We start from the raw sequence: 21,753 nt of genomic DNA, 5'->3' as shown, positions 1-21,753 counted from the left end.
AATACCGCAACCAAAAATTAATACCGCAACCAAACTGTGCTAGCATGACATTTTTCGAGATAGATTAGAGACAACGATGAAAATAGGTATTATTGGTGCAATGGAGCAGGAAGTTGAGATCCTGCGTGAGCAACTTGATAACGTAACGACATTTACGCAAGCCGGTTGTGAGTATTATAGTGGCACACTTGCTGGGCATGATGTTATTTTAAGTAAATCAGGTATTGGTAAAGTTGCAGCAGCCGTAGCAACAACACTACTACTTGTACATTACAAGCCTGATTACATCATCAATACTGGCTCAGCAGGCGGTTACGATAAAGCGCTTAAAGTTGGCGATGTCGTGATCTCAAGTGAAGTACGTCACCACGATGTAGACTTAACTGTATTTGGCTATGAAATCGGTCAATGTGCTCAAAAACCTGCGGCATATATTCCTGATCCACGTCTTGTTGAAGCAGCTAAAAAAGCGATTTCAGCAGACCGCGACATTAAAACTATCGAAGGTTTAATCTGTACTGGTGATAGCTTCATGGCTGATCCGAAAAAAGTAGAAGAAGCACGTGCTAACTTCCCGACAATGGCAGCAGTAGAAATGGAAGCTGCAGCAATCGCCCAAACATGTCACCAGTTTGACGTCCCATTTGTGGTGATCCGTTCATTATCAGATATCGCGGGGAAAGAATCTCCAACATCATTTGAAGAATACCTGATTGTGGCCGCGAAAAACTCATCCGCAATGGTCGTAAACATGTTACACGAGTTAAAATAACATGAATTTGGCCATGAATTGGACCAGTATGCAGTCAGTATTTATCTTACTGACTGCAATCGTCATCGCCCGTTTACCACTATACCCACCACGTTTTCATCCGACACAACTGTTAAACCACCTCTTTAGCGCCATTGCAGATAAAGTAAATAACGCACAACGCAGCCCACAGCAACAGTACATCGCAGGCCACCTTGCCATGATCACCATGCTCGGTTTCATTTTAATTATCGCTGCCGTTATTCAATTTATTGTTATTGAAGCCATCATATTTGAGTTGGTATTATTATTGTGTTTATTACAATGGGAAAAAGTCAGCTTACCCAAAATTGATTTAGGTAACCTGGAAAAGCAAACCATCATCAGCCAAATACAACCTCGAACATTGCGGGATTTAGACCAACTATCCTTACTCGGTTTACATAAAGCCAGTATCGAAAATATGTGCTTACGTAATAGTTATCAGTGGTTTGCTGTTATATTTTGGTATGTATGTTTGGGTATCTGGCCAGCGATAATTTATCGAACCATTCAATTAATAGCGCATAACTGGAATAGTAAACTGCCGGTTAATCATCAATTTGGTCGCCCTGCAGCGTCCTTACTACGGCTATTAGCGTCACCCGCTCATCTTATACTTGCATGCACATTACGCGGCTTACAGCGCGCGACAAGCCCATTATCGAATTTAACCAAACAAGCCAAACAATGGCATCACTTTAGCAGTGGTTTTTTATTATCAAGCTTTGCCTATAGTCTTGCGATCCAATTAGGCGGTCCACGTAAATATCAAGGGGCTATGCAGCGTTTTAGCCAACTTGGTCATACCCAGCCAGCACAGCGCGATGATATCAAACGCGCACAACAAAAATTGACCTTGGCACTCATCGTTTGGTTATGTTTTATCAGCGCTATCTACTTACTTATTGCGATTAAATAAACACGTTATAATCAATGTTATTGTTCACCTTAACCTGTCACAACACTGAGTTTTTATGTCTTTTTTAACGCGATTCGTTACACTCTTCATCATTGTATTTTCAGTGCAAGTGCAGTCTTCTTCCGTTCAAGCATTTCCTTTACCAGTGCCAGAAAAGTACCCACAGCGTATCGTATCGCTGTCGCCGCATACCACAGAACTGGTTTTCGCCGCTGGCGCGGGGGATAGACTGATCGGAGTCAGTGCTTACTCTGATTACCCAGAAGAGGCCAAAGCATTACCGATTGTCGCTAGCTCGCAACAAATAAATATCGAAACAATACTCGCACTTGAACCTGATCTGGTCATTTACTGGCAGCAAGGTAACTCCGCGGCAGATATCAATCAACTTAAAAAATTTGGCATTCCGGTTTATGCTTCAAAGACCGGTGGATTAGATGATATTGCCACCCAAATACAGCGACTTGGGAAAATGTTAGGGACCCAATCTATTGCCGACCCGGTGAGTGACAAATACCGTCAAGCCTTAGCTGCATTGCGCGCTAAGTATGCGCATAATCCGAAGCAGGACCTCTTCTACCAAGTCTGGCCAACCCCGTTAATGACAGTGGCGAACGACCCTTGGTTACAAGAACAATTTGAGTTATGTGGTTTTAATAATGTATTTCATGACAGCCCGGTGCCCTATCCCGTGATCAATGTAGAACAAGTGCTAGTGAAGCAACCCGCAGTGATCGTGGCTGGTACAGTGAATGACGCCGAGTTAGCACAATGGCAAACCTGGCAGAGCATTCCGGCAGTGAAAAACGGCAATATATTTAGAATTAATCCCGATGTATCACACCGTTTTTCACCGCGCGTAGTACAAGGTATAACAACCCTCTGCGAGATTGCCTTACAAGCACAACAAAACGTAATAACCAACCAGTGAGTGTTGATCTGAGAATAAATATTGCCATAATTCAGACAGCTAGCTACCTTTAATAAAGGTTCCTTGTGACGTGTGACATTTATGGCAAAGATTTATGGCTTTATGGATTAAGCTTTACCAGCTTTATGCTATTTTGTGGCGGAAACGCTATTATTTACTGATCCCAATTATTACGATGCCAGTCATTGGTTATTTTGTTGGCCGCAGTATTCCTGAAAGTTACCATTCACATACCAGTATATTATTGCAAGAAAGCGCACTGTTAAATCCATTTTTGTCAGAATTATCACAGCCCTTCAATATCCAATCTCGCTTTAAAGCGATCAACATTCTTGTTAAGCGCAAACAAGTATTACTCGAGGTGGCTCAACAAGTCGGTTTAATTATACCCGATGATTCAGCTTGGCAACAACAGCAAGTAGTTAATAAAATAAGACAATCTTTAAAGTTATCATTAACAGGGGCTGAACTAATAAAAATTGAAATGGTATGGCCAGACCCGCGACAATTAAGCATAATCTTAGATGTGGTCAGTGAGCAATTCATTTTACGCTTAATTAAACCTAACCAAGAACAGGCAATAACGAGTCAAACCTTTCTTGCCAAGCAGCTCAATCAACAATATAAAGTATTACGCCAAGCAGAGCAGAACCTTTTTGATTTTCAACTAAAAAATGCCAGCATCATTCCTGAGTTATATGAAGCCAGGGAGTCAACACTTGTTGATATCAATCGCAGTCTAGAAAATAAAGCACAGGAATTAGCATTATTTCAATCTAAATTAACGCTATTAACAAAAATATTAATTCTAACCAATCCTGCTGCACAGTTTATTGATAACAAAATCACCCAACTCGAAACATTAAAAATCCAGCAATTAATGCTCTACACCGAACAACACTCACAAGTTAAATCAACAAATCTAAAAATAGCTCGCTTACAAGAGCAAAGACAAAGACTCCAGTCCAGCATACAGAGTCAACAGGGGCTAGATTTACTGCTAAACCGTATCACTCGGCTGACACAACAAGCCTTAACAACGCAGGTGACGCCATTATTACTCGCTCAGCTCGATAGTTATGAACGCTATAGAAACAGCATTAAAAAAATAACATTAGAATTAAAAACACTGGCAAAACAGCAGCAATACTTCCAACAAAACCAAGCTAAATATGTAACAATTGAGCTAGAGTTACAGCGATTAAAGCGTGAGCACGATGAAAAAAACACCGTCTATTTAGAGTTATTAACACGCCATGAAATGGTGTCAATTAGTAATGCGCTTGGCGAGTTTGAATCAGCGACTAACATTAAGATCATTACGCGACCATTCATTCCCGAACAAACGATTAATTTACCTATTATCAGCTATATTTTACTGGGACTATTATTAGGCATAATCCAAGGGGTAGCCATCAGCGTTGCACTGTCAACAACACAAGATACACTATGGGATACAAGTAAGATTGCTCACGAAATGGGTCTAAACATCATTGCGCGCGTCCCGTTAATCTCATTAGCATCGGGGCGATAACGCCTGAAATCATTACATTGGCGGCAACAATTAATCAATACATCTGCCGTGGTAATTGTCATAACATCGTGCTGCATATATTCAGGAAAGATAAGTAGGAAATCAAAACTGAGGCCATTATCTGAGAATAACTCCAAATAATAGGGTTCTGTGTTATTGGTTATGTCATTGCATTAAGGCATAACTGATTGTTAACAACGGGCAGAAATAATATCGCAATTATTTCGATGTCATCCAATTAGTGCAAAGGCTCCGCCCGAGACTAGTGTGAGGTCAGACTTAATTTAACAGTAAATTACATGTATCGTAACGATCGGCGTCACTAAGTTAATAATCATCAAAAATAAGCCATAAAAAACACGACATCAACAGTTGTATATTAAAAGTAATGCGCTATATTTAAGTCAGAAGCCGAAACAGCCGACCACTTTATTGGTCAAACAGATGTAATGACATCGTATTTGGACTTTCAATGCCGGCGTGCTTGGTTATCTCACTCTAACTTCGGGTTAGCGCTTTGGAACACCACTGCATTCAGAATTTAAAAAAGCTCACTATTTATTAGTGAGTTTTTTTGTCTGTAAAACAGTGCGATAACTATCACTAAAGTATTAACTCGAGTGGTACTTTAACTAAAACACATTGCGGCCGACAGTAATGCTTGGGTATAAGCTTGCTGCGGTTGGTTAAACACCGCTTCTGTTTCCCCCTCTTCAACAACTTTACCGTCTTTAAGCACTAAAATACGGTGACTTACCGCGCGTACCACACTTAAATCATGAGTAATAAAAATATAGCTGAGTTGATGCTGTTGCTGCAACTGACACAATAAATCTAAGATCTGTTTTTGCACCGTACGATCTAGCGCTGATGTTGGCTCATCTAAAATCAGGATCTGAGGTTTTAACACTAACGCTCGCGCGATAGCAATACGCTGACGCTGGCCACCAGAAAACTGATGTGGGTAACGATCTAAAGACTCTACAGGCAAAGCAACATCAATCAATACTTGTTGGATAGCAATTTCAATTTCAATTTCACTGTGTTTACCTTGCACCTCTAACCCTTCACTGATAATTTGTCGTACCGACATGCGCGGACTGAGGCTACCAAACGGATCTTGAAACACGATTTGTAACGACTGACGATAAGCGCGCATCGCGGTCAAATTAAGTCCTTGCAGATTGGTACCGTTAAAATAAATATCACCTTCACTTTCAATCAGCCTCAATATACCTCGTACCAAGGTACTTTTACCAGAGCCACTTTCCCCGACAATACCGAGGGTTTCTCCTTGATATAGTTGCAGTGATACGCCGTCAACGGCTTTGATGTGATCATAAGTGCGTTGCCAGAACCCTTTCTTTAACGGAAACCATACCTTAAAATCGTTTACCTGTAATAATGGTTTTGTGCGTATCAACGTAGGTATATTACGTTGTGGTTCCGCATCTAATAGGATTTTAGTATATGCATGCTGTGGCGCTGAAAAGATCCGCTCAACAGCGCCCATTTCCACAATTTTACCTTGTTTCATCACCGCCACATCATCGGCCAAATATTTGACGATATTAAGATCATGAGTGATCATCAATATCGCCATTCCCAGCTTAGCCTGTAATGATTTTAACAATTCCAAAATTTGTAATTGCACGGTGACATCCAGTGCAGTGGTCGGTTCATCCGCGATCAATAAATCCGGCTCATTGGCCAACGCCATCGCGATCATCACTCGCTGGCGTTGACCACCAGATAATTCATGCGGGTAAGAACCTAAGCGCTTTTTCGGTTCCGGAATTGCGACTAATTCTAACAATTCGAGACAACGGCACTGCGCCGCTTTTTTATTTAATCCCTGATGTAAAAACAGTATTTCAGATATTTGTTTTTCAATGGTATGCAGTGGGTTTAAAGACGTCATCGGTTCTTGAAAGATCATGCTGGCACAGTTACCCCGTAACGCTTGCATCACCGCGTGGTTTTTGCCTATCACCTCTTTGCCCATTAGCTTAATACTGCCTGCCGGATAGTGTGCCGCGGGAAAAGGCAATAACTGTAAAATAGATAACGCTGTCACTGATTTACCAGAGCCACTTTCACCCACAAGCGCAAAGGTTTTGCCTTTTTCAATCGTAAAAGAAACATGCTCAACAACCCGCTGTTCACCAAAACTAACCGATAAATCGTTTACCTCCAGTACCAGTTGTTTCGGCTCAGAGGCCGATATAACGTTTAGTTTAAGTTTCGTTTTACTCATTACGCTCCCTTACGAGGATCAAACGCATCACGTGCCGCTTCACCAATAAAGACTAATAACACCAAGATCGTTGCCATCGACACAAACGCGGTAATGCCTAACCAAGGTGCTTGCAGGTTATTTTTACCCTGCTTGATTAATTCACCTAACGACGGCGACCCCACTTCTAAACCAAAGCCGAGGAAATCCAACGAGGTTAATGTGGTGAGTGCGCCCGTAAAAATAAATGGCATGAACGTCATCGTCGCCACCATCGCATTAGGCAAAATATGCTTAAACATAATCGCGCGGTGAGATTGCCCCAAGGCTTTCGCGGCAATGACATACTCGAGATGACGGCCACGCAAGAACTCGGCGCGTACCACGTCCACCAGCGCCATCCAACTAAATAGCAGCATGATACCCAGTAACCACCAAAAATCAGGTTGAACTAAACTGGCTAAAATAATCAATAAAAACAGCATAGGTAAACCCGACCAGATCTCGATAAAACGCTGACCATAGAGATCAATACGACCGCCGAAATAACCTTGTGTGGCCCCCACCGCAACCCCAATTATCGAGCTAAATATGGTCAAGGTAATTGCAAATAATACCGAGATACGAAAACCATAAATAAGCCGAGCGAGGACATCACGACTCTGATCGTCTGTGCCTAATAAATTGTTACTATCTGGCGCAGAAGGTGCCGGCACCGTTAAATCATAATTGAAGGTATCATAACTAAATGGGATCAAGGGCCACCACATATCGCCCTGTGCTAAAATCAACTCTTGAATATATTCATCACGATAATCGGCCATAATATCCAGCTCACCACCAAACTCCAATTCGTTATAATCATATAACACGGGTAAGTAATAACTGTCGTTGTAACGCACCACTAACGGCTTATCATTAGCAATGAACTCGGCGAATAAACTCAATAAAAATAATCCGCTAAATAACCATAACGACCAATAACCGCGTTTATTCAGCTTAAAGGTTTGCCAGCGATTGAGGTTCATCGGATTTTGTTTGATCCGCTGCCACGTTGCGATCCAGCCCATTATGATTGCGCCTCAAAATTAATGCGTGGGTCGATCATCATATAGGTGACATCACTGATTAACTTAATAACCAGCCCCATCAAGGTAAAGATATATAAGGTGCCAAATACCACCGGATAATCACGATTTATTACCGACTCAAAGCCTAATAAACCCAGTCCGTCTAACGAAAAAATAATTTCTATCATCAATGAACCCGTAAAGAAAATACTGATCAACGCGGCCGGTAATCCGGCAATCACTAATAACATCGCATTACGAAATACATGTCCGTATAACACCTGGTTTTCGGTAAGACCTTTGGCTCTTGCAGTGGTCACATATTGTTTATTAATTTCATCTAAAAATGTATTTTTAGTCAGCAAGGTTAACGTGGCAAAACTACTGATCACCGAAGCCAACACCGGTAATGCCAGATGCCAGAAGTAATCTTTGATTTTCCCAAACGTGGATAACTCATCGAAGTTAGCCGACGTTAACCCCCGTAATGGAAACCAATCAAAATAACTGCCACCAGCGAAAAGCACGATCAGTAATAACGCAAACAGGAAGTTAGGAATAGCGAAACCGATAATCACCGCGCTTGAACTCCAAACATCGAAAGCAGAACCGTGAGTAACGGCTTTTTTTATCCCCAGCGGTATCGAAATAAGATACACCAAGATCGTCGTCCACAGTCCTAATGAAATTGATACAGGTAACTTATCTAATATCAGATCGATCACCGAACTATCGCGAAAAAAACTATCACCAAAATCGAATTGCACATAGCTTTTCAGCAACAACCAATAGCGTTCGTGTAACGGTTTATCAAAACCATATAACCGCTCTAATTCCTTAATATATTCAGGATCAATACCTTGTGCACCTCGGTATTGTGACTGAGTACCATTGCTTAGATTCACTTTCACTTCACCCTGACTACTGCCATCAACACGGCTGGTTGCAGAGGATTCAATACCTTGTAATTTAGCCAACGACTGTTCAACAGGGCCGCCAGGGGCCGCTTGAATAATAATAAAATTAAGGGTGATAATGCCTAACAAAGTGGGGATCATCAGCAAACAACGGCGCAGTATATAACTCCACATTTAGCTAATTCCCTGTATTGCTAGTGGTGTCTTGATGCCACCAACTATCGATAGCTAAACCGTACTTAGGTAGCTTTTCGGGACGCTGTATTTGCTGCCAGTACGCGACACGATAACTGCTAATATGCCATTGTGGGATCACCAAGTTTTTCCACAATAACACCCGATCAAGCGCTTTCGTCGCCGTAATCAAACTGTCACGATCTGTGGCATTAATCACCTTCGCCACCAACGCATCGACAACCGGATCTTGTAAACCAATACGATTGAGCGTCCCCGGGATATTGGCAAACTCACTGCCCCACATGCTCAACTGTTCATTACCCGGTGATAGGCTTTGCGCTTGAGTGAGGGTGTAAATATCAAAATCAAAATTATTTAATCGGTTCACGTACTGCGATACATCGACAATGCGGATCTCCGAGGCAATCCCGATACGTTGTAAATTTTTACGAAATGGTTGAATAACCCGTTCAAACGACGGACTATAAGCCAAGAATTCCACACTAAATTGTTTGCCATTGGCATCAAGCATTTTACCTGACTTCAATGTCCAACCCGCTTGCTTGAACAACTTGATTGCTTGGCGCTGCTGCTTACGCACGCGGCCATCACCTTTGGTTTTATCTAATGTATAAACTTGGGTAAACAGTTCGGGCGGTAACTGCGCTTTAAAAGGTGCAAGCAGGGCTAATTCGTCCCCTTTAGGGATACCGGTTGCTGCCAACTCTGAATTACTAAAAAAACTGTCCGAGCGCTTGTACGCCCCATAAAAAAGTGTCTTATTGGTCCATTCGAAATCAAACATTAAGCCGAGTGCTTTACGTACATTGGGATCTTTAAATTTATCTCTACGTAAATTAAACCAAAATGCCTGCATACCTTGTGGATTCTGATGTTGGATCTCTTCTTTGATGATCTTACCAGACATAAAATTTTTGCCCTGATAACCCGTCGCCCACTGTTTCGAAATATTCTCCGATCTGAAATCCACGTCGCCAGCTTTGAACGCTTCAAAGGCAATGCTGCCATCTTTGTAATAATCAAAAATAATATGTTTAAAATTATAACGTCCACGGTTTACCGGTAAGTCTTTTGCCCAATAGTCATCATTGCGCTGATAATCAATACTGCGTCCGGCATCAAAGGATTTGATGGTATATGGCCCAGAACCCAGCGGTATATTTAAGTTTGCCTTCGCAAAGTCTTTACCTTGCCAGTCTTTCTCCGAGAACACCGGAAGTTGTGCCAATATCAAGGCTAGTTCTTTATTTTTGTTATCTTTAAAACTAAATTTAATGACTGATTTACTTTCTACTTCAACCCTGGTGACCTCTTTATACTGCGCGCGTAACTGCGGTACGCCTTTTTCGATCAAGACATTAAACGTAAACTCAACATCACTTGCCGTTAGCTCACTGCCATCAGAAAAGCGGGCATTGGGATTTAAGTGAAAACGTACCCAGCTACGGTCGTCCGGCACTTCGATAAACTCAGCGACTAAGCTATATAAGGTGAATGCCTCATCCCCGCTTTGCTGCATTAAGGTATCAAACAAATAGCCAGTGCCATCAGCAGTGACACCTTTGACGATATAAGCATTAAAATTATCAAAACTGCCCATCGCGGAACGGCGTAAAGATCCGGTACGAGGCGCGTTTAAATTAACATAATCGAAATGAGTAAAGCTGTTACCATAGGCAGGTTCCCCATGCATTGCAATAGCATGGCGTAGCGGTTCACTCACATTCGATGTTGCCAAGACAGGTAGCGTGAAGAGCAGTGAACTGAGAGATAATAATGCAGTACGAAGCAGTTTATTCATGGCTAGGTTCCTTTGGCCGATGAAGATAGTAATTTAATGCGCTACTAAAATAATAGCATTTAGCTGTAATTTACAATGGTATGTACCCAAGTTACTTCAAGATGCACAATCAGTAAACCGAATGAAGGAATCTTCGGCGTTATGAAGTCACTTGGGTATAGATACTAAAGTGACAAAAATGTTCACCTTAATAGCAACATTTTTTCCTTCGGGTTATCACGAACGCCGACTATCCCTGTAGACGTTTGATGTAAAGCGCTAAGTATTCGGCCGACAACGGCTTACTGGCATAAAAACCTTGATAGAAACTACATTGTTGACGTTGTAAAAATTCCAACTGCTGGCGACTTTCAACCCCCTCAGCGGTAACATTAAAGCCCATGTGTTTTGCCATCGCCAATACCGCTTCAACAATCGCCATATCAGAGACGTTATAAGGAATATTTTGAATAAATGAGCGATCAATTTTCAGCTCATTGGCAGGCAAGCGTTTTAAGTAACTTAACGACGAATAACCCACACCGAAATCATCCACAGCAAAACTGACACCGATATTTTTCAGATCGGTCATTTTACGGATAGCGTCTTCGGCATGCTCAATCACCACCGACTCGGTGATCTCTAAGTTTAATTGCATCGGGTCCATTCCGGTCTCCTCCAATACCATCAATACCGAATCAACAAAGTTATTATCATGAAATTGTCGGGTGCTCACGTTCACCGATAATTGCGGTACATTAACGCCTTGTAATTGCCATTCAACAAATTGACGACACGCGGCCTGCAGTACCCATATACCAATATCAATAATCAGATCGGTCTCTTCAGCAATCGGAATAAATTCGGCAGGCGAGATTTGTTGTTTCCCGCCTAAATGCCAACGCACTAAGGCTTCAACACCAATAATCTCGCCATTTTGCACCATATGCTGTGGTTGGTAATGCAAAAACAGTTCATTTTTAGCGATCGCACTTTTCAGACAATTATAAATATGTAACCGTTTATCCGCTTTACGCTGCATTTTTACATCAAAGAAATACACTTTTTTACGGCCATTCGATTTCGCTTGATACATAGCCGTATCTGCTTGTTTTAATAAATCATCAGCATGCTGATCTTTACTTGGGAACAAGGTAACACCAATACTCGCACCAATATACAAGGCTTGTCCTTTGTATAAATACGGCTGAGAAATACGCTCAATTAACTGCTCTGCCAGTAAATTCGCGTGTTGTTCGGCATGCATTGGGTTTTCCGATAAATCAGCTAACAAAATGACAAATTCATCACCACCGAGGCGCGCAATAAAATCTTCTGGACGTGGTATTTCTTTTAATCGCTCTGCAACCTCAACCAGTATGCCGTCACCCACAGCATGTCCCAATGAATCATTAATGGCTTTAAAAAAATCCAGGTCTATAAATAATAACGCCCCTACCACCTGATTTTTTTTAGCTAGCTGGTACTGCGTTTCTATGGTTTGATTTAATAATCGTCGATTAGCAAGACCGGTTAACGAATCAAAAAATGCCAAACGATGAAATTCTTCTTGCGATTGACTCGCGGTGAGCATAGATAAACCATAGCGTAATTCATTATCCATCAAGCGGAAATTACGTTGTATTAGCGAGCCGATAGCATGACAAAAAGACAAGGTTGTGCTCGACGGGACATCACTCTCGATGATGCCATTAAAGTGCATCACACCAATACAGTCATTATGATTAAATAATGGGACAGTTAAATTGATTGTTTTTAGAACATCGTCCTGTGCAATAATTTGAACAACCTCACTGCGTGAGTGCAACTGCGATAATTCGGTCAAATTAAAAACGTGATTAGGATTAACACGGCTAAGGTATTGTGGCAATAACGGGATAATATTATCGAATGTGTCGGTAAACAACTGAATATGCACATCAACAAGGCTTAATGATTGTTTAGTTTCGTTGACTATATCATCGACAAAACCAACAAATTCATCACTGCCACGCCAATCTATAACGGTTAATTGTAATAACACATGGTTAAGCTGTGCAGACTTGGCAATAAATTTGTCATGTGTGTGAGTCATATTACATTTATCAGACATATTATACGGTTCAATAATCATTTGATTTTATCAGCTATGGACTAGGCATAATGCCTAAGCGGGCGGTAGAAGACAATAAATTTAACGAAAACACCTATAAATGATTAGCTCGTCACACTTTTTGTGCATTAAAAAAACTAAATTAACAAACGAGATATAGATCACGTTTTTAAACGCTGAAAGTCGTATTCTGAAGTTGAACCCATTAAGGCAATTATCCAAGGAGATGTCTATGACATTTGAAATAACCAGTAAAGAAATTAAAGTTACGGCTCCTATGCGCGAAAAGCTCGCAATGAAGTATGCTAAGTTAGAGCGCTTCAATATTCCAATGATTAACCCGCACGTAACGATCACCAAAGACAAGAATTGCATTAAAAAACTTGAGGCTAGCATTCATCTTCCACAAGGCCAACTACTCGCAGTTTCTGAAGGAGAAGATCTTTACGCTGCAATTACGATTTTAGGCCAAAAGCTAGAGCGTCAATTAAATAAATACTGCGACAAGCACGCTGCACACAGCAGTGGTAAAGAACAATGTCGAGCAGGTGTCATTAGTGGTGAAGAACTCCCTGCCGAAAAGGTTTCTGATGACGAGTTAGAGGTCGCTGAATATTAATACAACGTACTAACAAAGAGTACTAAATTTTCTGATTTCCACGTTAATACGGGAACAACAAAAAGCGCAGTATAGAACTGCGCTTTTTTATTTCCACAGTTTGCCCCCTGACACCTTGACTTTGCCTCGCTAGATAAATAAATTAAACCATCAATTAAACATAAATGTGCACTATTAGGCATATATATCCACATAACTTTATAGAGTACGCACAAGGATCCTATTTCATGGCAGACCTCAACGATATTAGAACGCGCATTACCACGCTGGATAATAATTTATTAAGACTATTATCCGAACGCAGAGAATTAGCCATCGAAGTGGCAAAAAGCAAGCAATCGACGAGTAAGCCAGTACGCGACCAAGATCGTGAACAGCAACTACTAGTACGTTTAATTAACCAAGGTCGTGAACTTGGTCTTGATAGCAACTATATCATGAGCATTTACCATACGGTGCTTGAAGATTCAGTATTATTACAACAAGCCTTTTTACAAGAAATTAAAAATCCCAATGCCGCGGTATCGGTCGCACGCGTTGCTTTTCTCGGTGACAAAGGCTCTTATTCCAACCTCGCGTGTAAAAAGTATTTTGCGCGTCAAGATGACCGCTTAGTAGAATTAGGCTTCCCGACATTCCAAAAAATCATCACCGCGGTAGAAAAAGGTCAAGCTGACTACGGCATGCTACCCATTGAAAATACCTCTTCAGGTAGCATTAATGATGTTTACGATCTATTGCAGCACACCACGTTATCGATTGTTGGTGAATTAACCCAGCCAATTGAACACAGTTTGATCACTACCTGTGATACTGACTTATCAAAAATTAAAACGATCTATGCGCATCCACAACCGTTTGCCCAATGTTCATTATTTTTAAGTGCCCATCCACACATTAAAATTGAGTTTGTGGACAGTTCATCAGCCGCGATGGCGAAAGTAAAAGAACTTAACCGCGAAGATGCTGCGGCAATTGGTAGCATCACCGGTGGCGAACTGTATGGTTTAAAGCCCATTCGTACCGGTCTTGCAAATCAAACCGAAAACTACAGCCGCTTTATTGTGGTGGCCCGTAAACCGGTTGATGTTGCAGTACAAATTCCGGCTAAAACTACCTTTACTATGTCAACAGGACAGAAAGCGGGCTGCTTAGTAGAAGCGTTATTAGTATTACGTGAAGAAGGCGTAACGATGACGAAATTAGAATCGCGTCCAATTCAAGGTAACCCTTGGGAAGAGATGTTCTATATTGATGTCGCGGCTAATTTACAATCAGACAAAATGAAAAATGTCATTAAACAACTCACCCGTATTACTCATCAAATAAAGATATTAGGTTGTTATCCAAGTGAAGATGTAGCTGCAACAGATGTACCTGAAGAACTGCTCTAGTGTTTATCAGTGCACCACTACAATTTTATAAGTGAACCATTATAGTTTTATAAGTTGAAATTTGTAGTTTTATCAATGAACACCCGTGTGGTTTTGCTACATTAAATTATCCAAATAAAAAAAGCATCATCGCGATGCTCTTTTTATTTGTCTGTTATTAGCGACTCGATTAACTAACTAATTATCAACATTAACAAACTGGCGATTATCATTTGCTTGTAACAATAGATTGCGACTTTCTTGCAAGAACTGGGTTGAATAATCACCAAACCAATCAGAGACCATTTCAAACGAGCGAATAAAGCCATCTTTATCATTACGCTCTAACATTTCAGCAGCTTGCATAAAGCGTTCGGCATAACGACGGATCATCGCTACGTTATTATCTGACGCTAAAATAATGTCTGCATATAGCGTTGGGTCCTGGGCAAACAGACGTCCAACCATGGCCAATTCTAGGCGATAAATCGGTGAGCTTAGATCCAGCAATTGCTGTATATCTGGATTCTCTTCCGCTAAATGTGCACCGTATACAAACGTAGTAAAGTGGCGTAAGGCTTGGATCAAGGTCATCGCTTCATCATGTTGCTTGGCATCCACATGATAAATACGCGCGCCCCAAATCTGCATTTGCGCTAACAGCCACTGGTATTGCTCTTTACCACGCCCATCACAACACACAATCACTTGTTTCGCCAGATTACCTACATCAGGGCCAAACATCGGATGTAAACCGACCACAGGGCCTTGATGCGCATTAAGCATTGCTTGTAAGGGTTTACTCTTAATACTGGTAATATCAGCCAATACGCAATCTTTTGGTAAACAGCCTAATTTAGCAATAATGGTTTCGGTTAGGTTAATTGGCACTGATACCACCACCAGCCCGGCATTGGCAAATAACGCATCGGCATTATCCCAATCACCTTGCTCGAGAATATCAACCTGATAACCAGACAAACGAAACATGCGTACAAACAGCATACCCAATTTACCCGCACCACCAATCACCACGATACGGCCAAGGTCTGGCTTCACTGTTTTGAAACCGGAATCTTTTTCAGAGGCATACGACTCGCGCATCACACGGCGTAATACATCTTCAATCAAATCACCAGGTACACCTTTACTTTCGGCTTCCGCACGTCTTTTTTCCAACATCGCAGTTTCACGTTCCGGCACATAAATAGGTAAGCCATGCTCACTTTTTATGTCCCCGACTTCTGCCACTAATGCCAGACGCTGTGCGAGTAAGTCAACCAACTGCTGGTCAACATCATCGATTTTATCTCTTAATTTACCTAACGGATCCAGTTTCACTGACCATTCACCTCATAACGTCCTTGATGCACTATTTACCTAGATATGTATCGAACTAAGGACTATGTTCTTTTAGTCAAACAGCCGCTTAACTCCGCTGCTGTTTGACGTAATAATATATCAGTCGTATCCCAATCAATACACGCGTCAGTCACAGATACACCGTATGCCATATCCGCAATAGGCTGTTCTGACGATTGATTACCACCATGTAGATGACTTTCAATCATAATACCCATGATTGAGCTATTACCTTCTTGGATCTGGTGAATAACATTTTTCGCTACCAGCGGTTGTAGTTCGTGGTTTTTATTCGAGTTAGCATGGCTGCAATCCACCATCAAGCTTGGGCGTAAACCGGCTTTGACCATGTCTTGCTCGGCTAATGCAACGGCAACTGAATCATAGTTTGGTTGTTTACCACCCCGTAAGATCACGTGACCATCAGGATTACCCTGAGTTTGTAGTAACGCAACTTGACCGTCTTGATTAATGCCCATGAAGCGATGTGAATGAGATGCAGACTTCATCGCATTGATTGCCGTTGATAAACTGCCGTCGGTACCATTTTTAAAACCAACAGGCATCGACAGACCAGACGCCATTTCACGGTGAGTTTGTGACTCGGTGGTACGTGCGCCAATCGCTGACCAAGAAAATAGTTCCGCAAGGTATTGTGGACTAATCGGGTCGAGCGCTTCCGTGCCGGTTGGGATTTCCATTTCCGCTAGGGTAATTAATAATTTACGCGCATTGATCAACCCCGTTTCAACATCAAATGAGCCATCCATGTGCGGATCATTAATCGCGCCTTTCCAGCCAACAGTAGTACGTGGTTTTTCAAAATAGACACGCATCACAATATATAGCTGCTCGCCTAATTCGTCATGCAATGCTTTTAATCTGCCGGCATATTCTAACGCCGCTTTGTCATCATGGATTGAGCAAGGACCACACACCACGAGCAAACGTTTATCTTTACCAGCGATAATGTTAGCAATCGTTTCACGTGCAGTTTGTATATAACCAAGGGCATGCTCTGAAATAGGTAATTTAACTTTTAATTCAGAAGGGGTCATCAATACTTGTTCAGAACAAATATGTACATTATTTAAGGTATCTTTTTCCATTACGTTGCTCATATATTCTATTTATTATATATAAACAACATACCGTAGCAGAATGTGATTGCAAGCACTATTTTGTCAAAGAAGTTTGTCAACAAAACGTGATGAAAGCCTACATACTTTCAAGTGAAGGTTATGCTAAGATACAATTCAGAAATTACCGCTATTTTTCTTAAACGAAGATCTCGAAAAAGTCTGGTTTTATAGTATTGACATTATAATCAATATTAATGATAGTTAACGGTAAGCCCTTACACCGATCAATAATATAATTGTGGACATAAAATAATGAGTAATCAGTTAGAACAGCTAAGTAAATTAACCACTATTGTTGCAGATACAGGCGATGTGGAAGCGATTAAATTATACCAGCCTCAAGATGCGACGACCAATCCATCACTTATCTTAAAGGCAGCTGCATTACCAGCTTATCAACCATTAGTAGCACAAGCAATTGCGTATGCTAAAGAAAACGCAACGCCAGAAACACAAGTTGCACTGGCATGTGACAAACTAGCGGTATTAATTGGTAAAGAGATCTTAACGACAATTCCAGGTCGCATCTCAACAGAAGTTGACGCACGTCTTTCTTATGACACAGAAGCAAGTGTGAAACAAGCATTACTACTAATCGACTTATATAAGGCTGTTGGCATTGCAAAAGAAAAAATCCTGATCAAACTGGCTTCTACTTGGGAAGGTATCCGCGCTGCAGAACAACTTGAAGCAATGGGCATCAACTGTAACCTAACGTTACTATTCTCTTTCGCTCAAGCGCAAGCATGTGCTGAAGCAGGCGTATTCCTAATCTCTCCTTTCGTTGGCCGTATCATGGATTGGCATAAAGCGAAAACAGGCGAAACATATGAAGGCGCTAACGATCCAGGCGTTATCTCGGTAAGCACTATCTATAACTACTACAAAGCATCGGGTTATAAAACGGTTGTTATGGGCGCAAGCTTCCGTAACACAGGTGAGATCCTAGCCCTTGCTGGTTGTGACCGTCTAACCATTGCACCACAGCTATTAGAAGAGCTACAAAACTCTTCAGAGCCTGTTGTACAAGCGCTATTCTCAGAAGCTGATGCAGTAGCACCAAAAGCGAAACTAACAGAAGCAGCATTCCGTTGGGATCACAGCCAAGATCCGATGGCAGTTGAAAAACTAGCGGAAGGTATCCGTAACTTCGCAATCGACCAAAACAAACTAGAAGCGATGATTACTGACTTATTCTAATTTAAATAAGCACTAGCGTCGTTAACAAAAACGGCCAACGCATTACTCGATAAAGAGTACTACGTGGGCCGTTTTTTTATGCATTTTTTAGCCAGTATCTCTGGCAGTAACTGGGCTATATAATGGTTATACTTTTGGCCAAGCCAATGTCTCAGGCTGTGCATAAGCCACTAATGCTTCTTTACACGCTGGTGTCGCAAATAGCTCACCACTAAATTCATCAGCCACAAAACTAAAGTCTTCACCATTTAAGGTAAACTGTAAACAATACGCGTGTAGGTAAGCGCGATCATATTTCCAAGCATCAGCACTTTGATACAGCGGATCGCCACAGATAGGGCTACCTAGGCTGTTTAAAGCAACACGTAATTGATGTGTCTTGCCAGTATGTGGTTTCAATACCACTAAGCGTTTGCCATCACCAATACTCTGGGTGAAGAACTGGGTCACAGCAGGGTTAGTTAATGTCTTCGTTAAACGCCACATGCTACGACGTGAACGCTCCATATCACCTTTCACTAAACCTTGTTTTTTCTTTGGTTTGCTATCAATGATACCCAAATAATATTTTTGGATCTCATGCAATTCAAATAGCTTGGCTAATTTAGCAGCCGCTTCTGATGATTTAGCCAGTAACAACAATCCTGATGTCACTTTGTCTAAACGGTGTACTGGAAAAACTAATCTGCCAATATCCTTTCTGACAATAGAACAAATACCATCAACGCCGTCTTCATCATGAAAACCGATGCCAGCTGCTTTGTTGATAACCAAGAAATCATTATTCTGAAATAAAATGCTATACATTAAAAAAACCAATGCTGAAAATGAGGCCGAAGTGTACCCTAAATAAACAATATACCCAAGCGACTTCAAGATGCACAACCAGCAAACCGAATGAAGCGTATATTCAAGGCATAAGTAACTTGGGTATAAAATCATATCCACCCGCGAATAATAGCGCTAGGATAAGTAATATTTATAACAATAGGACCTTGACTGTGTCAGAGATCAAAGCTGAAATTGATATTTACTATTGCCGACAGTGTAACTGGATGTTGCGCTCGACCTGGCTAACACAAGAACTCCTGCATACCTTTGGTGAAGAGATAAGTAAAATAAGCTTACACCCAGATACCGGTGGTCGCTTTGAGATCCATTGTAATCAGCAATTGATTTGGGAGCGTAAACAAGACGGCGGTTTCCCCGACGCGAAAGTATTAAAGCAACGGGTACGGGATATTATCGCCCCAGAACGCGACCTCGGCCACAGTGACCGTACGGTATAATCAAATGCTAACGACACCATTATTGAACACACAAGCTTTAACCGGACAAACACAAAATCATGTTATTGCACTACCATTACAGGCCAAGCTTATTCACCAGCAAACATTCACTGCATTTCAGCGGTTACAAACTCGCGCTAAACAGGCTGGATTCAATCTCGACGTCGTCTCTAGCTTTCGTTCTTTTGAGCAGCAACTGAGTATTTGGAATAATAAGTTTAACGGTCTCAGACCCATTTTGGATCATGACAGTCAACCTCTCGATCACGCTATACTTAGTGAAGAACAAAAAGTATTCGCCATATTACGTTGGTCAATGTTACCGGGTGCCAGTCGCCATCATTGGGGCAGCGAGATTGATGTGTGTGACTATAGTGCATTGCCCAAGGATTATCAGTTACAACTGATCCCACAAGAATATGATCAAGGTGGCTATTTAGCGTCGCTGTCAGCTTGGTTAGATGACAATATAACTGACTGTGGTTTCTATCGTCCTTATCGTCAAGATCTGGGTGGCGTGTCACGCGAACCTTGGCACTTAAGTTACCAGCCTATCGCCGAACCAGCACAACAAGCATTCACCCTGGCGTTAATAACAGACACGATTCGCAATGCGGACATTCAAGGTAAAGCGGCTATTTTAGCCAATATAGAACAGATTTATACCCAGTATATTTGCAACGTTGCAGCGCCCGATTAATATTTAATAACGACTATCAATTAACAATAGGAGGATTTATGGTTTGGCTCATTATTCTAGTGGCCTTAGGTTTCATTCTAGGGTCAATCATGGCGTTAAAATACACCGCAAACATGAAAATGAAGATACCAGAAGAAATTGAACACCAATTTAACAAAGCTTTACATCTGGATGCCGGAAAACATGCCAAAGCATTACCGGATGATGATGACGACAAAGACCAGCAAGAATATAACAATGAATACCGTAATGAATACAACAAAAATCCAATGCCCGATGAAGTAAAAAAAGATTCAGATAAATAACAGCTAATGCATCGACATTGCCATTTATATTTATATTTATAACCATAAACACAAAGGCCGATGTACTTATATACATCGGCCTTGTTTTTATTTCATGATTAACACCCTAGGTATTGCACATTACTCTTCGTTTGTTGTTTTCTCTGCACGTAATGCATCAGCTGCATCTTTCAAGCTAATAAATAACTGGCTCATCACTTCAGCTGACAATGGCTGTTTGTCGTCACCAAAGAACGCGATTGAAGTATGTCCTTTGATCTCGCCAACCTGAATACGGTAGTCATCTTCCGCGAGAGTCACCGGTGTTATTTTATTGTCAGTCCAGAACTTATCAGACTGCTCATCAAAGCTCACGAGCATGGTCGCAGCAAGTTTATCTTCATCTTCAACTGTCATCCCTACTTTGTTTAATACCATTGGTAATAACTGCCAAGCATCATCAAACGGAATATTTAAGGTAATAACAGGGTGTTTTTGATCAACAAAATCAATTTTAAGCTTCGACGCTTTTTGTTCTGCCGTTTCTTTGTTATTACCTTCGATACGGTCAACTTCGTAATAAATATTAACTAGGTTTAACATCTGCACGGCAAAACGACGGCGATCGCCTTTACTTAAATTATTATCAACCTTAGTACCTTCTAAACGTTCTTCGTGATCAATCAAATCTACTTGTAGACCGACAGTACGCTTACTTGTCGCGGTTAATAACGTGAATTTATAACGCTGCTTGAGTTCGTATTTCGATACTTCTTTAAATTCATCAAACGTTTCTTGGTTAATTAACCAATCCGTTTCTAAGGTATGATTCGTTTCATCTAGCTTGGCAATCGCTACTTTTTTATCGGCTAAGAAGTTAGCTAATAATGTCCATACCTGCGCAGAAATATTTTCTTTTGAACTACGGCTATTAAACCAAATCGTCACATTTTCACTGCCTTCTTCAACACGTACCAATGGCGATAACGCTAGAATTTGTACTGGCGAACGTACATCAACATCAGCTCCTACGGGGCGATTTTCAGCCCCTTCGGCTAATTCAGGCACGTTATAACGCTGTGTGTATAACGGTGTATCAAGCCCTTCTGCAATCACCAATTCTGGCTGTGTTGTCTGCTTTAAATATTCAAAGTCTTGATTGGCCTGACGTCTTGTGTCTGTTCCTGAACAAGCACTGACTAAAATAGCACACGCTAATACGCTATAACGCTTTGCGTTAGTCAAGCGGTGACCTGTTGATGACATAGTCATAGTATTAATATTCCCTAATTC

General features: G+C 41.2%; 19 protein-coding genes. 10 read left to right on the top strand and 9 right to left on the bottom strand.

What is annotated here, in order from left to right; translation table 11 throughout:
• Positions 1-76 precede the first annotated feature (76 nt).
• From mtnN to MORIYA_RS18675, 4 genes are all read left to right on the top strand, one after another.
• Complete coding sequence (gene mtnN, locus MORIYA_RS18690; RefSeq protein WP_112717659.1) at positions 77-772, top strand: 5'-methylthioadenosine/S-adenosylhomocysteine nucleosidase; 696 nt, start codon at positions 77-79, stop codon at positions 770-772.
• Positions 773-785: 13 nt separating this feature from the next.
• Positions 786-1,712: a cobalamin biosynthesis protein CobD/CbiB gene (locus tag MORIYA_RS18685; RefSeq protein WP_232011672.1), complete on the top strand. Its 927-nt coding sequence runs from the start codon at positions 786-788 to the stop codon at positions 1,710-1,712.
• A 55-nt stretch (positions 1,713-1,767) separates the two neighbouring features.
• Positions 1,768-2,643: a cobalamin-binding protein gene (locus tag MORIYA_RS18680; RefSeq protein ID WP_112717655.1), complete on the top strand. Its 876-nt coding sequence runs from the start codon at positions 1,768-1,770 to the stop codon at positions 2,641-2,643.
• A gap of 94 nt (positions 2,644-2,737) precedes the next feature.
• Positions 2,738-4,177, top strand: coding sequence for a GumC family protein (locus MORIYA_RS18675; protein WP_112717653.1), 1,440 nt, complete (start codon positions 2,738-2,740; stop codon positions 4,175-4,177).
• A gap of 628 nt (positions 4,178-4,805) precedes the next feature.
• On the opposite strand, the gene MORIYA_RS18665 is transcribed toward MORIYA_RS18675, so the two are convergent.
• The 5 genes from MORIYA_RS18665 to MORIYA_RS18645 form a co-directional block, all read right to left on the bottom strand.
• The gene (locus tag MORIYA_RS18665) at positions 4,806-6,434 is read right to left on the bottom strand and encodes an ABC transporter ATP-binding protein (protein ID WP_112717651.1); all 1,629 of its coding nucleotides are present in this window, start codon (positions 6,432-6,434) and stop codon (positions 4,806-4,808) included.
• On the bottom strand, positions 6,434-7,483 hold the full coding sequence (locus MORIYA_RS18660) for an ABC transporter permease (RefSeq protein WP_112717649.1): 1,050 nt from the start codon (positions 7,481-7,483) through the stop codon (positions 6,434-6,436). The genes MORIYA_RS18665 and MORIYA_RS18660 overlap by 1 nt, the downstream gene beginning before the upstream one ends.
• Positions 7,483-8,574, bottom strand: a complete 1,092-nt coding sequence (locus tag MORIYA_RS18655; RefSeq protein WP_112717647.1) for a microcin C ABC transporter permease YejB — start codon at positions 8,572-8,574, stop codon at positions 7,483-7,485. Before MORIYA_RS18655 ends, MORIYA_RS18660 begins: the two co-directional genes overlap by 1 nt.
• A gap of 4 nt (positions 8,575-8,578) precedes the next feature.
• Positions 8,579-10,399: an extracellular solute-binding protein gene (locus tag MORIYA_RS18650; protein WP_112717645.1), complete on the bottom strand. Its 1,821-nt coding sequence runs from the start codon at positions 10,397-10,399 to the stop codon at positions 8,579-8,581.
• A gap of 229 nt (positions 10,400-10,628) precedes the next feature.
• Entirely contained in the window at positions 10,629-12,473 is a 1,845-nt protein-coding gene (locus MORIYA_RS18645; RefSeq protein WP_232011671.1) for a putative bifunctional diguanylate cyclase/phosphodiesterase, read from the bottom strand.
• 250 nt (positions 12,474-12,723) lie between these two features.
• Here MORIYA_RS18645 and hpf point away from each other — a divergent pair, with 250 nt between their 5' ends.
• On the top strand, positions 12,724-13,110 hold the full coding sequence (gene hpf / locus MORIYA_RS18640; RefSeq protein WP_112717643.1) for a ribosome hibernation-promoting factor, HPF/YfiA family: 387 nt from the start codon (positions 12,724-12,726) through the stop codon (positions 13,108-13,110).
• Between the two features lie 227 nt (positions 13,111-13,337).
• Positions 13,338-14,504 (top strand): chorismate mutase, encoded by a 1,167-nt coding sequence (locus MORIYA_RS18635; RefSeq protein ID WP_112717641.1) that lies wholly within the window; start codon positions 13,338-13,340, stop codon positions 14,502-14,504.
• Between the two features lie 177 nt (positions 14,505-14,681).
• Here the strand turns inward: MORIYA_RS18635 and tyrA are convergent, their stop codons facing one another.
• Positions 14,682-15,824 carry a bifunctional chorismate mutase/prephenate dehydrogenase gene (tyrA, locus tag MORIYA_RS18630; protein ID WP_112717639.1) on the bottom strand — a complete coding sequence of 381 codons (1,143 nt, stop codon included), beginning with the start codon at positions 15,822-15,824 and terminating at the stop codon, positions 14,682-14,684.
• 62 nt (positions 15,825-15,886) lie between these two features.
• The gene (locus tag MORIYA_RS18625) at positions 15,887-16,954 is read right to left on the bottom strand and encodes a 3-deoxy-7-phosphoheptulonate synthase (protein ID WP_112717637.1); all 1,068 of its coding nucleotides are present in this window, start codon (positions 16,952-16,954) and stop codon (positions 15,887-15,889) included.
• A 285-nt stretch (positions 16,955-17,239) separates the two neighbouring features.
• Between MORIYA_RS18625 and tal the strand changes: the two genes are divergently transcribed.
• A complete protein-coding gene (gene tal, locus MORIYA_RS18620) occupies positions 17,240-18,187 on the top strand; it encodes a transaldolase (protein ID WP_112717635.1) in 948 nt (315 codons plus the stop codon).
• Between the two features lie 126 nt (positions 18,188-18,313).
• Here tal and MORIYA_RS18615 read toward each other — a convergent pair whose 3' ends face one another.
• A complete protein-coding gene (locus MORIYA_RS18615) occupies positions 18,314-18,994 on the bottom strand; it encodes a TIGR01621 family pseudouridine synthase (protein WP_112717633.1) in 681 nt (226 codons plus the stop codon).
• Positions 18,995-19,188: 194 nt separating this feature from the next.
• On the opposite strand from MORIYA_RS18615, the gene MORIYA_RS18610 reads away from it, so the two are divergent.
• The 3 genes from MORIYA_RS18610 to MORIYA_RS18600 are packed head-to-tail and all read left to right on the top strand — an operon-like array spanning position 19,189 to position 20,481.
• A complete protein-coding gene (locus MORIYA_RS18610) occupies positions 19,189-19,476 on the top strand; it encodes a SelT/SelW/SelH family protein (protein ID WP_112717631.1) in 288 nt (95 codons plus the stop codon).
• Positions 19,477-19,480: 4 nt separating this feature from the next.
• Positions 19,481-20,176 (top strand): M15 family metallopeptidase, encoded by a 696-nt coding sequence (locus tag MORIYA_RS18605; protein ID WP_112717629.1) that lies wholly within the window; start codon positions 19,481-19,483, stop codon positions 20,174-20,176.
• A 38-nt stretch (positions 20,177-20,214) separates the two neighbouring features.
• Positions 20,215-20,481 carry a DUF2897 family protein gene (locus MORIYA_RS18600; protein ID WP_112717628.1) on the top strand — a complete coding sequence of 89 codons (267 nt, stop codon included), beginning with the start codon at positions 20,215-20,217 and terminating at the stop codon, positions 20,479-20,481.
• 120 nt (positions 20,482-20,601) lie between these two features.
• Here the strand turns inward: MORIYA_RS18600 and bamC are convergent, their stop codons facing one another.
• Positions 20,602-21,732: an outer membrane protein assembly factor BamC gene (gene bamC / locus MORIYA_RS18595; protein ID WP_112717627.1), complete on the bottom strand. Its 1,131-nt coding sequence runs from the start codon at positions 21,730-21,732 to the stop codon at positions 20,602-20,604.
• Between the last annotated feature and the right edge of the window lie 21 nt (positions 21,733-21,753).

The sequence above is a fragment of the Moritella yayanosii genome, assembly GCF_900465055.1.
In the GTDB taxonomy this organism is placed as follows: Bacteria; Pseudomonadota; Gammaproteobacteria; order Enterobacterales; family Moritellaceae; genus Moritella; species Moritella yayanosii.
Note: the sequence above shows the minus strand (reverse complement) of the source record. Positions and strands in the feature narration are given on the sequence as shown.

Coding starts and splice junctions, on each gene's coding strand:
- mtnN (WP_112717659.1), top strand. CDS start 77: ATGAAAATAGGTATTATTGGTGCAATGGAGCAGGAAGTTGAGATCCTG.
- MORIYA_RS18685 (WP_232011672.1), top strand. CDS start 786: ATGAATTGGACCAGTATGCAGTCAGTATTTATCTTACTGACTGCAATC.
- MORIYA_RS18680 (WP_112717655.1), top strand. CDS start 1,768: ATGTCTTTTTTAACGCGATTCGTTACACTCTTCATCATTGTATTTTCA.
- MORIYA_RS18675 (WP_112717653.1), top strand. CDS start 2,738: ATGGCTTTATGGATTAAGCTTTACCAGCTTTATGCTATTTTGTGGCGG.
- MORIYA_RS18665 (WP_112717651.1), bottom strand. CDS start 6,434: ATGAGTAAAACGAAACTTAAACTAAACGTTATATCGGCCTCTGAGCCG.
- MORIYA_RS18660 (WP_112717649.1), bottom strand. CDS start 7,483: ATGGGCTGGATCGCAACGTGGCAGCGGATCAAACAAAATCCGATGAAC.
- MORIYA_RS18655 (WP_112717647.1), bottom strand. CDS start 8,574: ATGTGGAGTTATATACTGCGCCGTTGTTTGCTGATGATCCCCACTTTG.
- MORIYA_RS18650 (WP_112717645.1), bottom strand. CDS start 10,399: ATGAATAAACTGCTTCGTACTGCATTATTATCTCTCAGTTCACTGCTC.
- MORIYA_RS18645 (WP_232011671.1), bottom strand. CDS start 12,473: ATGACTCACACACATGACAAATTTATTGCCAAGTCTGCACAGCTTAAC.
- hpf (WP_112717643.1), top strand. CDS start 12,724: ATGACATTTGAAATAACCAGTAAAGAAATTAAAGTTACGGCTCCTATG.
- MORIYA_RS18635 (WP_112717641.1), top strand. CDS start 13,338: ATGGCAGACCTCAACGATATTAGAACGCGCATTACCACGCTGGATAAT.
- MORIYA_RS18625 (WP_112717637.1), bottom strand. CDS start 16,954: ATGGAAAAAGATACCTTAAATAATGTACATATTTGTTCTGAACAAGTA.
- tal (WP_112717635.1), top strand. CDS start 17,240: ATGAGTAATCAGTTAGAACAGCTAAGTAAATTAACCACTATTGTTGCA.
- MORIYA_RS18615 (WP_112717633.1), bottom strand. CDS start 18,994: ATGTATAGCATTTTATTTCAGAATAATGATTTCTTGGTTATCAACAAA.
- MORIYA_RS18605 (WP_112717629.1), top strand. CDS start 19,481: ATGCTAACGACACCATTATTGAACACACAAGCTTTAACCGGACAAACA.
- MORIYA_RS18600 (WP_112717628.1), top strand. CDS start 20,215: ATGGTTTGGCTCATTATTCTAGTGGCCTTAGGTTTCATTCTAGGGTCA.
- bamC (WP_112717627.1), bottom strand. CDS start 21,732: ATGACTATGTCATCAACAGGTCACCGCTTGACTAACGCAAAGCGTTAT.